The 13,237-nt window shown below is 37.0% G+C and carries 9 protein-coding genes; all 9 read right to left on the reverse strand.

All coding sequences use genetic code 11. The features are described 5' to 3' along the window. Positions 1 to 24: 24 nt before the first annotated feature. The 9 genes from DRF58_RS01870 to DRF58_RS01910 all read right to left on the reverse strand — a co-directional run bounded on the left by DRF58_RS01870 (position 25) and on the right by DRF58_RS01910 (position 13,229). Positions 25 to 726: an L-ribulose-5-phosphate 4-epimerase gene (locus tag DRF58_RS01870; protein WP_116032176.1), complete on the reverse strand. Its 702-nt coding sequence runs from the start codon at positions 724 to 726 to the stop codon at positions 25 to 27. Next, a complete protein-coding gene (locus DRF58_RS01875) occupies positions 710 to 2,401 on the reverse strand; it encodes a ribulokinase (RefSeq protein ID WP_116032177.1) in 1,692 nt (563 codons plus the stop codon). Before DRF58_RS01875 ends, DRF58_RS01870 begins: the two co-directional genes overlap by 17 nt. Before the next feature lie 51 nt (positions 2,402 to 2,452). Next, positions 2,453 to 4,399, reverse strand: coding sequence for a glycoside hydrolase family 97 protein (locus DRF58_RS01880; protein ID WP_116032180.1), 1,947 nt, complete (start codon positions 4,397 to 4,399; stop codon positions 2,453 to 2,455). Between the two features lie 134 nt (positions 4,400 to 4,533). After that, positions 4,534 to 6,513: an alpha-L-arabinofuranosidase C-terminal domain-containing protein gene (locus DRF58_RS01885; RefSeq protein WP_116032317.1), complete on the reverse strand. Its 1,980-nt coding sequence runs from the start codon at positions 6,511 to 6,513 to the stop codon at positions 4,534 to 4,536. 84 nt (positions 6,514 to 6,597) lie between these two features. Further along, entirely contained in the window at positions 6,598 to 7,590 is a 993-nt protein-coding gene (locus DRF58_RS01890; protein ID WP_116032183.1) for an arabinan endo-1,5-alpha-L-arabinosidase, read from the reverse strand. Between the two features lie 9 nt (positions 7,591 to 7,599). Continuing rightward, complete coding sequence (locus tag DRF58_RS01895) at positions 7,600 to 8,556, reverse strand: glycoside hydrolase family 43 protein (RefSeq protein WP_116032185.1); 957 nt, start codon at positions 8,554 to 8,556, stop codon at positions 7,600 to 7,602. Continuing rightward, positions 8,556 to 10,049, reverse strand: coding sequence for an arabinan endo-1,5-alpha-L-arabinosidase (locus DRF58_RS01900; protein WP_116032188.1), 1,494 nt, complete (start codon positions 10,047 to 10,049; stop codon positions 8,556 to 8,558). The genes DRF58_RS01895 and DRF58_RS01900 overlap by 1 nt, the downstream gene beginning before the upstream one ends. Positions 10,050 to 10,056: 7 nt before the next feature. Continuing rightward, positions 10,057 to 11,601, reverse strand: a complete 1,545-nt coding sequence (locus tag DRF58_RS01905; protein WP_116032189.1) for an alpha-N-arabinofuranosidase — start codon at positions 11,599 to 11,601, stop codon at positions 10,057 to 10,059. A gap of 77 nt (positions 11,602 to 11,678) precedes the next feature. Further along, positions 11,679 to 13,229: a RagB/SusD family nutrient uptake outer membrane protein gene (locus tag DRF58_RS01910; protein WP_116032192.1), complete on the reverse strand. Its 1,551-nt coding sequence runs from the start codon at positions 13,227 to 13,229 to the stop codon at positions 11,679 to 11,681. Positions 13,230 to 13,237 lie beyond the last annotated feature (8 nt).

The following is a 13,237-nucleotide window of genomic DNA, read 5'->3' on the forward strand; positions in this document are numbered from 1 at the left end:
ATATATATTATATTATTATTTTAATTATTGCCCGTAGTAAGCGTCTTTGCCGTGCTTTCTTTCGTAATGTTTCTTGATTAAAGAATCCTTTAAACGCGGTGCCAATGGATTGATCTGTCTTGTGAGATAAGCCATTTCTGCAACGGTTTCCAGAACTTTACTATTATAAACTGCTTTGTCTGCGTTTTTGCCCCAAGTGAAAGGTCCGTGATTCCCAATCAGAATCATTTCTGTTTCCAGATGAGATAGATTTTTTTCTTTGAAACAATCTAGAATTTGAATTCCAGTATTGTACTCGTAATTTCCTTGGATTAATTCGTCGCTCATTGGTTGAGCACAAGGAATATCAGAAGTCAAATGATCTGCGTGCGTGGTCCCAAAAATCGGAATATCCAACTGAGCCTGAGCCCAAGCCACAGAATACATTGCGTGCGTGTGCGCTACTCCACCGATATCCTCCCAATGTTTGTAAAGATAAGCGTGGGTTTTTGTATCAGATGATGGTCTTAATTTTCCTTCCACCAAGTTGGCATCATAATCTAATATTACCATATCTTTCGGCTTCAAATCTTTGTAAGGAACGCCACTCGGTTTGATGGCAAAAATACCTTCTGTTCTATCTACTGCACTCACGTTTCCGAAAGTGTAAACTACCAATTTCAGTTCTTCTAGCTGCATATTAGCTTCGTAGCATTCTCTTTGTAATTCTTTATACTTTGAGCTCATAATTTTTCTTTGCTTTAATATTAGACTCTGTGAAATCCGCTAATTTTTGATATTGCTCCATAAAAGCCTCGTACTTAATCACCTGATCAACTTGTGGGAAATATTCTGCTTCAAACTCAGATCCCATTTTGTTACTTGCTTCTATAACCGTTGGATGAACACCTGCTGCAACAGCTGCATAAATCGCTGCACCCAAAGCCGGTGCTTGATCAGATTCCGCAACAATGATTGGTCTGTTAAGAACATTAGCCAAAGTTTGCATAATGAAAGGTGACTTTCTAGCAACACCTCCAATTCCGATTACTTTTTCGATTTTAACACCTTCGTCCTCGAAACGATCTACGATTTTCTTTGATCCAAAACAAATAGCATTAACCAAAGCTTTGAAAATATGAGGCGCTTTTGTACCTAAAGAAAGATTACTGATAGAAGCTTTCAATGTTTGATCTGCGTCTGGCGTTCTTCTTCCATTAATCCAATCCAAAGCAATCGGAACTGCATCAGACAATGGAATATTCTCCGCTTCCTGAGTCAGGCTTCTGATTAATTTATCAGAAACTTCTTCTCTAAGTGCTTCTTTTTGGGAAGAACTCAATAATTCAGAATTCATTAAAATAGTATTCACCGGCCAAAGAAGAATATCCTTGTACCAAGCCAATAAATCTCCAAAAGCAGACTGACCTGCTTCCAAACCAACACAATCTGGAATGACCGATCCATCAACCTGACCACAGATCCCTTTTACAGTTCTGTCTCCAACTTGCTCATAAGAACTAATCATAATATCACAAGTAGAAGTTCCCATAATTCTTACAAGAATATTCTCATCTACTTTTGCACCTACAGCTCCTGCGTGTGCATCAAAAGTTCCAACTGCAATCACTGTATTAGTCGTTAATCCTAATTTAGCTGCCCATTCTTCATTAAGATGACCTGCAACTTGATCAGACGTGTAGGTTTCATTGAACAAACGACCTCTGAGTTCGCCTAGGTAAGGATCAAGTTCATTTAAGAATTCTTCCGGTGGAAGTCCGCCCCAGCTCTCATGCCACATTGCTTTGTGACCAGCTGCACAACGGCTTCTTTTGAACGTTGCCAGATCTTTATGATCTGCCAGCAAGAATGTCATTAGGTCGCAATGTTCCATCCAGCTGTAAGCCGCATCTTTGACTTGTTTATCTTCTCTTGCGATATGTAAGATCTTTGCCCAGAACCATTCGGATGAATAGATTCCGCCAACGTATTTGGTGTAATCTTCTAATGATCTTTGAGCCAATTCATTGATTTCTTCTGCTTCTTTGATTGAAGTATGATCTTTCCAAAGAACCATCATTGCATTAGGATTTTCTTCAAAACCTGGAACCAAAGCCAATGGCGTTCCGTCCTGAGTTACCGGAATTGGTGAAGAACCTGTTGTATCTATACAGATACTTGCAACCTGCTCAGGGTTGATCTGACTGGTTTGAAGTACATTTTTGATTGTAAATTCAAGACCTTCAATATGATCTAATGGATGTTGTCTAAATCTGTTCTCGCTAGAGTTACAGTATTTTCCTTCACTCCATCTTTTGTAATTGTGAACACTGGAAGCAAGCTCTGCTCCGTTATCCGTGTCAATCAGAACGGCTCTTACGGAATCGGAACCATAATCCAGACCTATAACATATTTTTTCATTGTAAAAGCTTTATAAATTTTGTTTAATTAATTTTTAATGTCTAAATATTTTTAATGAATCACAAAACCACCATTGGAAGGCATTTCTACTTCAAAATCTCCAGAATTATTGATTTGAATTGATTTGGTTTGAGTTTCATTATTTTTTGAATCAAATATCAAATCCATCTTTTTGGATTTCAAAACGTTGAGATTAAGTTTTAATTTGATTGATTTTTTCTCTGCATTCACTCCGGCAATAAACCATTGATCTTTGTGACGTCTTGCAAGAACAACATATTTCCCTGGATAACCATCGATGAAAACTGTTTCGTCCCAAGTTGTCGGCACTTTTTTGAGGAAATCCAATTCGAAAGCTGGAACATCCGTCAAATTATTTGGTGTAATGGCAAATGCCTGAATAGGATTTTGGAATAAAACTGAAGTTGCCAATTGGAAAGCATCAGTCGTCAATCTTTTGTTTTCTCCGGAATTGGATTTGGTCAAATATTTATTAAGAACAACGCCACCAAATTCCATACTTCCAACCGAGTTTCTCATAAACGGATGAAGACTTGCGTAAAATGATTCTGAGTTTCTTACATTTTGATCAAAAACCAACATCTCAGAAGCTAAAACCGCTTCACTTCCCACAAAATTCGGATACATTACTTCCCAACCTCTCGGCAAAGTTGAACCGTGGAAAATCACACTCAATCCATAATCATTGGCATCGGAAAGAATATCTTCATAAAGACGGATTGTTTCTTGCTTGTCGCCGCCAAAGAAATCGACTTTCAAACCTTTTACGCCAACTTCTTTCAGCCATTTCATTTCTTTTTTTCGAGCAACGGAAGTATTCATCATATTTCTTGGTCCCATCGGAGCGTCGTTTGCTGCACCGTTGGAATTGTACCAAAGAAGAATATCTACCGATTTTGACTTAGCATAAGCAATCAAATCTTTGAATCTTTCTTTTCCGATATTAACATCCCATAATGCATCAACAAGGATGTATTCAAAATTCATTTTTGACGCTAAGTCTATGAATGTGATTTGATCTTCGTAATTCATACTTGGATCTTGCCAGATAATCCAGCTCCAAGAGGATTTCCCGAATTGATAATTCTGAGAAGCCTCAAACAAAGGATTTACAACATCAAAAGGAATCGTAGTTTCTACAATTGGTTTCAGAGAATTTCCAACTGTAATTGTTCTCCAAGGCGTAATACCTGGAAGTGAAATAGCTGCACCAGAAGTTCCGAATCCGTTATTTTGTTTTGGATCTGGATAAGCAATGCTATAAGTATTTCCGTTAGCTTCGGAAAGATGTGACGCACAATACAAGCTGGAAACACCAGTTTCAGAAATCATTGCCCAATCTTTACCCACGTGAAATAACGCTGGAAAAACGTAACCTTCTTTATTTTTTGAAATCTTACCTAAAGCTGCATCAGCTTCATAACCGCTTTCGTAGCTTGGAGCAGAGTTTCCAAAACCTGTCATTGCAGGCATCATTGGAGAAAGAAAAGTAGTCGTATGTTTTGGAAAAGTATAACCTGTTTTTTCAGATAATACAACCAAACTCAGTTTATCTTTCCAAGAAGGAATCTCGTATCGAAATGCTACATCATTATTACTAACTTGGAATCGAAGTTTCAAAATCTTGTTTTCATTATTCTGAGTTTCTACTTCCAGAACATTGGCAGAATAAGTAACTTCTGATTTTTTGATTTTCTGATTCTTGTAAGTTTTGTTTTCAGAAGACGTTTTCGAATCTTTCCAACTCATCTTATTGGTAAAATCTCCAGCATTAGTCGTTATACCAAGTGGCGAATTTTCCAGAACTACTCTATTTTCGTAAAAAACAGAATATTTCAACTCCTGATTTTCCACAGAAACTTTCACTTTCAAAAGTTTGTCTGGGCTAGAAATCTCTGCCTCTTGAGCAAAAGCATTGAAGCTTATCGAAAAAAATAATAGAACTGCAAAATCCTTAGAAAGTTTAGTGATATTCATTATTTAATTTTAAAAATTACTACTGCAGAAGTTGAAATATTAAGTTTCTGTTAACACAAATATAATATTCTTATTGAAATAAATGTAAAAAAAACACTTATTTTTTAAGTACACTGATTGTCAATAATTTAAAACTATTTAATCTTCAAAACAACCAAAGAATTAGCCGGAATAGTTGTAGAAAGATTCCCACTTTTCACGCTTATATTCTCCGATTTTGGTTTTATATTCTCCAAGCTGAAATTATTCTCATCAGAAAGACTGGAAGAAGACAATGTAGTTTTGGTTAAGTTTTTACCCCATTTTTGATTTTTAGCACTGATGTTAATCTCTTTGGATTGAGAATCTGTATTGACAATCTTGATAATCGTTTCTTTCGAATTTTTGTCAACCACCGCAGAAGCGTATAATTTCTCATCTCCAGTCACCGCTTTTCCGTTTTCAGAGATCTTAATAACATCTGTTCCTTTGTTATTAGAAAACAACTTCTGAACGTAATAATTTGGTGTTACATAAGACGATAAATTGTTGAACCAAATCAAATCCGGAGTCCATTGCCAACCTTCTGCGTGAGCCAAAAGCGGTGCATAAGATGTCATATAAACCACATCCGCATTTCTCTCCAAACCTGTCATAAAAGCCGCTTCGGAAAGTGCAGTTTCCCAACTATTTTTGTTGTCTGGACTTGCGATTGCTACAGTTTGTGCAGCATATTCTCCAGCGAAAACTTTTGGTCCTTTACGGTCGTAGCTGTCATATCTTTTAGCATTTTCCTGAAACCATTGTGGTGTTTTGTAGTAATGTTCATCGATGATTTCTGCGTTCAGTTTTTTCAATTCGTCCCAACCGTAATCGAAATATTCTCCAGCTTCAAAAGGTCCACTTCCAGAGATGATAATCATATTAGGATATTTGCTTTTAATCGCTTTTTCGAAAATCTTGTATCTCTCGATATAATCTGGTCCCCACTGCTCGTTTCCAACACCAATGTATTTTAAATTGAAAGGTTTTGGATGTCCCATATCTGCTCTCACTTTTCCCCAAGCTGTGGATTGATCGCCATTTGCAAACTCAATCAAATCCAAAGCATCCTGAACATAAGTATCAATATCACCAATCGGAACCAATTCTCCTGTGTTGAACTGACACGCGATTCCACAACTCAAAATTGGAAGCGGTTCTGCACCAAGATCTTCTGACAATTGGAAATATTCAAAGAAACCAAGTCCGAAAGATTGGAAATAATCCGGCGCCGGTCTGTGGGCGAATTCTGTATTCCATCTGTTGATTAGGATTTCCCTGTCAGCAATATTACCAACGGTTTTTTTCCACTGGTAACGTTCTGCCAAAGTTCTTCCTTCCACAATACAACCTCCTGGGAAACGTACAAATCCAGGTTTCAAATCGTACAATTTCTGCACAAGATCTTTTCTCAAACCATTTGGTCTGTTGTTCCAAGTTTCTTGCGGGAATAATGAAACCATATCAAGATTCAAGACGCCATTGCCTTCAAAAGTTAATTTTAATTTTCCTTTTTCTACTGTTTTATTAGGGGTAATTACAGCATCATATTTTTGGAATCCATTTTTGTCTAATGCGATATTAGCCGAGCCAACCACATTTCCTTGTTCATCCAACAAATCAGCTTTGATATGATGAATGTTTCCAGAAGCCTTTTCTGATAAAAAACTGAAGTTATATTTGGAACCTTTATGAAGTCCCATACCTTTGAAACCTTCGTTGATTAGTTCGTAGTTTTTATCATTATTAATGGTAATTCTGGCGTAGTTGTGATTGCTTTTATTTTTATCCGTCACGATATTAGCATAACCAGAATTTTTGTTTTCTGAATGGAGATCACCTTTTGGCTGTGTCCACCCCATCAAAGGATTATAAAATTCGAAAGAACGGTTTTTTACTAATTCCGCATAAAGTCCACCATCTGCACCTTGATTGATATCTTCGAAGAAAACACCATACATTGTTGGTTGAATTTTGATGTTTGTTGAACTTCCGTCCAATTCCAAAGTGTGTTTTGAATTTTGTGCCCAGATAGTTGCTGAACTTAATAATGCGATGCTTGCCGCAAGCATTTTATGTCTTACTCGGATCATAATAATTGGATTAAAATAGGAGTGATAATTATTAAAAAAAGAAAATTTGGCATCGGTTGACAATGCCAAATCTATTGTTGAAAATTAATCTAATGGTGTAACAGTCGGCCAATCATTCTGCCAAGTGATTTCTTTGATTTTGCCTACAGGGAAACCTTTGTTTTTGCCGTCGTAAGCGTGGAAAATCATATAATCTTTTCCATCAAAAGTGTAAGTACTGTTGTGTCCTGCGCCAAACCAATTTTTATTCCCTTCGATGACCAGTTTTCCGCCACCTTCGTTCATTGGAATTCCTTTATCATCTACATAAGGTCCTGTGAGTTTTTCGGAGCGACCTACAACCACTTTATACGTACTTTTTTCCGCTCTGCAACACAAATCCCAAGATGCAAATTGATAGTAATATTTTCCTTTTTTGAAAATGAAAGGTGCTTCTATCGCTGCATCGCCTGGATCTGTATCATCCAATTTGAAAGAACGTTCTCTTTTCGCAATCGTGTGCCATTCCTGAGGCTGTGCAATGCTGATGAGATCTGGATTCAGTTTTACCATTTTCAATCCGTCCCAGAAAGAACCGAAAGCCATATAAGGCACTTTGTTGTCATCGAAAATAATTTGAGGATCGATGGCATTCCACATATCTCTGTTCGGATAACTTTGGATGACGATGCCTTTATCAATCCATTTGAAATCTTTGCTTTTCGGATCTAAAGTTTTGTTAACCGTAACGCCGATTGCAGAAGTATTTTTAGCAAAAGCCGAAACACTATAATATAAATAATAAAGTCCGTTGTGGAAAACAATATCCGGTGCCCAAATGTGATTGTCATAATTTGGAACCACTTGGTCTGCCCAAGTCGGTTTTACATCGAAAACACTTTTCTCTGGTTTCCAGTTTTTAAAATCCGTGGAAGAATAAACGCCAATTCCTTTCCCAGTTGTAAACATATAATAGGTATTACCTTGTTTGATAGCAACCGGATCGTGTGAAAATTGAACATCAATTGGCTTCGCTTCCTGTGCGAAAGCGAAACCATTGACTAAGAAAATAATAGAGAAATATTTTAGAAAATTCATTTTGAAAATTTAGTTAATGCCTTTTGTAGTCATAATGATTGGTTTAATTGTTCCATCTTTGTTATAATAAAGATGCTCGATTGAAACCGATCGTCTGAAACTTCCGCCATTGGGTTCAATAGCCCCGTTGTGATAGATGAAATAATCTTTGCCTTTGAACTCGATAATAGATTGATGATTGGTATTGGAGTTGCCTGCTAATTCGTTTAAAATCCCTTTGTATTCCCAAGGTCCATCCAGAGATTTGCTCATTGCATAAGCGATTTTTTCTGGAAAACCTGTTGCATAAGACAGATAATACCATCCATTTTTTTTGTGGATATAAGGTGCTTCTGTATATTTTGGAAGATCTATGGTTTTAATTTCGCCATCCAGTTCTGTCATATTTGGTTTCAGCTTGGCGTAATAGCAAGCTGTGTTTCCCCAGAATAACCAACCTTGACCTTTGTCATCAATATAAACTGTTGGATCAATATCGTCCCAATCGATATGCGTTTTTTTGGTCATATCATTCGTTACTAAAGCTTTTCCCAGTGCATCTTTGAAAGGACCAAGTGGTGAATCGCTTACTGCAACACCAATTGCTTTTCCTGGAACAGTTTTGTGGCTAACTGTAACATACCAATAAAATTTACCATCTCTTTCAATAACCTGAGAAGCCCAAGCATCGCCAGAAGCCCACGCAAAATCTGAAGCTTTCAAAGGAACTGGATGTTTATCCCAAGTTTTAAGATCGGATGAAGAGTAGACTTTCCACTCATTCATTTTATAGAAATGGAAATCATCCGGCGCCTCATCGTGACCAGCGTAGAGATACACTTTTCCTTTGTGAACCATTGCTGCAGGATCTCCTAGAAATTCATTATTAATGACAGGATTTCCACCAGTTGATTGTGCTGTACTAACATTGTAAAAAGAAAACAATGCTAGTACTGCTATTTTTTTTGATAATAGATTCAATTTCATTATTTAATTTTTTTAGCCCAAATCGCAGTTCCGAATTGATTAAGACCTGTAAATAGAATTGTAGAAGAGACTTTGTTTTCCCAATCTCTACCGTATTTTACATAAAGAATATCTTTGAAAGCGCCATTGCCCCAAGACAATGTTAAATAAGGTGCATTAAAAGACCAAGTATTATTTGGATCATTATTAATCGTTCCGTTTGGACTTAGAATAGTTTCTGAAGACAATTGGAAATCTGGACTCGTTTGCTCATTACCATAACCTGGAACGACATTGTACCCCAAAACGATTTGTTCGTAAGTTCCTGCTAAATCAGCGGATTTGATTTCTTTCTGAGTTACCGCAGCGTATCTTTCTGGAGAAGCAACTGGCCAGCCATCTTGCATCCAATACAACTCACGAACGTGAAGATCCATATAGAAACTGTTCACACCCGGACGACCTTGGTGAGCAATATAATATTGGTTATTCTCTCCTTTGAAAACCCCTGGATGCGAAACACCTTGCCATCCAGAATGACCTTTAAACTGATAAGGCGCAATAATCATTGGTGCAGAATCTATGTTGTTATTAACATTAGCGCCATTGTAATCCAAGAAAGGACCATCCGGACTGTCGGATCTTGCTACTCTCACGTTGTATTTGGTTTGTAACCAGTCGTAAGCTAAGAATAGATAATATTTCTTTTGTTCTGCATTATAGATAATTTCAGGGCCTTCAAGATTTCCATTTCTCATTCCGCCTGTCATTCCACGCTGAACAATTCTTGTTCCTCTGTCTCCAGCATTTTTCGCTAAACCTGTCGCCGGATCTAATTCTAATTTATAAATCCCATCCCAAGAAGAACCGTAATACATAATATGTCTTCCATCGGCTACCAAAACTGTAGGATCTATGGCATTGGTTCCAATGCTGTTGTCATCTTTGGAAGTCACTACGATGTCTTTTTCTACCCAAGGTCCCATTGGCGAAGATGAAGTTGCCAAACCGGTAACACTTAATCTACCCTTGTTAGATGCCAAAGAATAATACAATCTGTATTCTCCATTAACTTCCATAATGTAAGGTGCCCAAAGAGAATTGTCTGGTGTGCCTCCATTTTGTGTAATATATTCTACACCTTTCTTTGGAAGGCCGTCAAAAACCCAACCTTCGAAAGTCCAATTGATAAGATCTTTTGATTTTCTAACCTGGATTCCTGGTTTTACACTTACACCAAAAGCAACATCTGTACTGTACATATAGTAAGTATCTCCCACTTTTATAACGGATGGATCGTGAACGTTTCTGTAGCCCCACATATTGATGTAAGGAAGTCCAGAAACATCTGCATAAGTATCTGTAATTGCATCGAAATTAGTATTCTCACCCGTTCCTATTTCAGCATCGTAATTGTTTACAGGTTCCCAATTTTCATCTTTACAAGAGTAAATTACCGCTGAAGAAAGCGCTACGAAAAGAAGTTTTTTTAAAGTATTAATTTGAGTTTTCATAGTAATATTAATTAGAAGTTAGAACAACTACTGAGAACGGAGGCAATGTCAATTTCAAAGCATCTTTCTCTTTTTTGATATTTTTGAAGTCTTTTGGTACAATCAATTCTGGTTTATCAAAACTATTGTGATCATTGATTTTGTTTGATGAAATAATCTTAGCGGTGAAGTTTTTAGATTTAAAATCCTTCAAATCGATGCTCGCTTCCACCGAGTTTTTGCTATCGATGTTAACCAAAGAAATTGTAGTCACTCCATTTTTCTCTGAAGCTGATCCTGAAACTGCTTTCAAAGTTTCAGTTTTGTTGCTGTAATTTGGGCTATCGATATTCAAAGGAATCAATTGAGCATCTTGGTGTGCTTTATAAAGATTCATTACGTGATAAGTTGGTGTCAATAACATTTTTTCACCTTTAGTAAGGATTACTGCTTGTAAAACATTAACTGTTTGTGCAAGATTTGCCATCCTCACTCTATCACTATGTTGGTTGAAAATATTAAGTGTAACGCCTGCAATCATCGCATCGCGCATTGTATTTTGTTGATATAAGAAACCAGGATTAGTTCCTTTTTCAACTTCGTACCATCCGCCCCATTCGTCAACAATCAATGCTGTTTTTTTCTCTGGATCATATTTGTCCATAATAGCACTGTGCTTTTGGATTAATTCATCCATACGAAGCGCAGATTTCATTGTTGCAAAATATTCGTCTTCGGAAAAATCTACTGCATCTCCTTTTTTCTCCCAATTGGAAAATGAATAAGAATGTAAAGCCACACCTTCTATCAAGCCTCTCGGGATATCTCGCATCATTACTTCTGTCCAATGATAATCATCAATATTAGCTCCCGAAGCAATTCTAAAAAGTTTATCTGAGTTATTCCAATCTGTCATAAAAGTGGAATACTGACGGTAAAGATTAGCGTAAAATTCTGGTGTCATATTACCACCACAACCCCACATTTCGTTTCCAACACCCCAATATTTTACATTCCAAGGTTTGTCCTGACCGTTCTTTTTTCTAAGATCGCTCATTGGATTTTTGGTAACGCCGTTGACATAAGCTACCCAATCCGACAATTCTTTCACTTCGCCACTTCCAAGATTTCCTGCTAAGTAAGGCTCTGCGCCTAATTCTTTCGCTAAATCAAGAAAATCGTGTGTTCCAAAACTGTTATCTTCTGTGTTTCCTCCCCACCATCTGTTAACAATAGTTGGTCTTTCTTTTTTTGGACCGATGCCATCTTTCCAATGGTAAGTATCTGCGAAACAACCGCCTGGCCATCTCAAGTTTGGAATACTTAGGTCTTTCAAAGCTTTGATAATATCATTCCTAACACCTTTTGTATTAGGAATGGTACTATTTTCTCCTACAAAGATTCCGTCATAAATTCCTCTTCCAAGATGTTCAGCAAAATGACCGTATATATTTTTATTGATAATTTGAGATTTAGCTTCTTTGTTAGCACTGATTGTAGATTTCAGCTGTGCTCCCAATGAAACAGTGAATGCTAGAGCCGCTGCTGTAAAATATTTGTTTGCGTATTTCATAGGATATTAAATCTTAGAAAAACTGCCTACAGCCTCAACACTGCAGACAGTTAAAATTAATATGAACTTTTAGTTTTTTACCAACCTGGATTTTGGGTAAGACCATTTGGGTTGTTATCGATTTCCGTTAAAGGAATTGGGTAAAATTCTCTACCTGGAGAGTATGTATTGAACTCGTTGTCTCTAGATTTCAGCCAATTCAATTTAGACTGATCCTGAAGCCATCCCCAACGTCTGATATCATCGAAACGGTGACCTTCTAAAGAAAACTCTAGAAATCTCTCGTGTCCAATTTGCTCTCTCATTTGAGCCTGAGTCATTCCCGGTTTTGTGGTTCTAAGATCTGGTAATTGAACTCTGCTTCTTACCATTTGGATATAGTCGTATGCTTGAGCAGTATTACCTAATTCGTTTAGACATTCTGCATACATCATTAAAACGTCTGCGTATCTCATCAATCTTTCGTTGATACCAGATCTCCAATCATATTCGCTTACAGATCCATTGTTATAATTCTGATATTTCTTTGTAAATACATCATTAAGATAGGCTGGATTGTTTGCATAATTTGTTGCGAAGTCTTTTCCATAAAGTGTTTCTCCCGGATGGTTGTAGAACATGGTTACGCCTAATCTTGGATCTAGCTCATCATTGATTGTTTTTTCTACTTGGTATTCATTAAACAAAGCTTTTGTAGGTTGGATATCATTAAATCCAAATCCCGGAGGGCCATAAGTAATAGCTCTAGCAGATGTTTTACCCCATGATGATCCTGGCGCTCCACCCCATCCTAGGTCTATACCGCCGGCATTTCTATCAAATTGAAGCTCAAAGATTGATTCGGCGTTATTTTCATTGGCATCCGTAAAATTATCTGCATAGTTATCTACCAAAGAGTATGTTCCTAGATTAATAACTTTCTCAAATTGTTCTTTTGCTTTTGCAAAATCTTTCGTAAATAAGTAAGCTTTCCCAAGATAAGCCATAGCTGCTCCTTTGGTTGCTCTACCTGTATGGCCTTTATCTAAACCATTAAGATTAGTATAAGAAACAGGAAGCAAGTCTGAAGCTTTTTGCAAATCAGAAATCACTTGTTGCCATCCTTCCTCATGAGTTTTTTGTCCGTGGTACAACTCCATATCCAAAGGAAGAGGAACTCTATTATATAAATTAACCAAATGGAAGAATAGCAAACCTCTTAAAAAATAGGCTTGTCCCATTACTCTATCTTTAAGAGCTGGATCCGAGAATGCTATGTTAGGAACATTTAAAATTACTTGATTGGCACGGTAAATCCCTTGATAGTAATCTTTGAATGCCCAACCGTAGATATCATCTAAAGAAATAACTGTTGTAAACTTCCCTGCAGTGAACATAGCTCCCCAAGGACTCACACTATGGGTATCATCTGCTCTTGCATCTAATAACAATGGTGTACTTCTCATATAAGTACCATCTGTAATCAATGATTGATAAACCGCTGTCACACCTTTTAGGCCATCTTCATCTGTTTTCCAGAAATTTGCTTCTGTATTTACGTTTGGATCGTGCTGATCTAGATCATCTTCTTTCACGCAGCTCATTAATGAAAATGCTGCCAGTGCTATATAAAAATATGTTTTTGTCATTTTGTAGT

The sequence above is a fragment of the Epilithonimonas hispanica genome (assembly GCF_003385395.1).
Taxonomy (GTDB): domain Bacteria; phylum Bacteroidota; class Bacteroidia; order Flavobacteriales; family Weeksellaceae; genus Epilithonimonas; species Epilithonimonas hispanica.

What these genes read in the sequence shown, in the direction of transcription:
- DRF58_RS01890 (WP_116032183.1), bottom strand. Translation starts at nt 7,590, where the DNA reads ATGAATTTTCTAAAATATTTCTCTATTATTTTCTTAGTCAATGGTTTC.
- DRF58_RS01870 (WP_116032176.1), bottom strand. Translation starts at nt 726, where the DNA reads ATGAGCTCAAAGTATAAAGAATTACAAAGAGAATGCTACGAAGCTAAT.
- DRF58_RS01880 (WP_116032180.1), bottom strand. Translation starts at nt 4,399, where the DNA reads ATGAATATCACTAAACTTTCTAAGGATTTTGCAGTTCTATTATTTTTT.
- DRF58_RS01885 (WP_116032317.1), bottom strand. Translation starts at nt 6,513, where the DNA reads ATGATCCGAGTAAGACATAAAATGCTTGCGGCAAGCATCGCATTATTA.
- DRF58_RS01895 (WP_116032185.1), bottom strand. Translation starts at nt 8,556, where the DNA reads ATGAAATTGAATCTATTATCAAAAAAAATAGCAGTACTAGCATTGTTT.
- DRF58_RS01905 (WP_116032189.1), bottom strand. Translation starts at nt 11,601, where the DNA reads ATGAAATACGCAAACAAATATTTTACAGCAGCGGCTCTAGCATTCACT.
- DRF58_RS01875 (WP_116032177.1), bottom strand. Translation starts at nt 2,401, where the DNA reads ATGAAAAAATATGTTATAGGTCTGGATTATGGTTCCGATTCCGTAAGA.
- DRF58_RS01910 (WP_116032192.1), bottom strand. Translation starts at nt 13,229, where the DNA reads ATGACAAAAACATATTTTTATATAGCACTGGCAGCATTTTCATTAATG.
- DRF58_RS01900 (WP_116032188.1), bottom strand. Translation starts at nt 10,049, where the DNA reads ATGAAAACTCAAATTAATACTTTAAAAAAACTTCTTTTCGTAGCGCTT.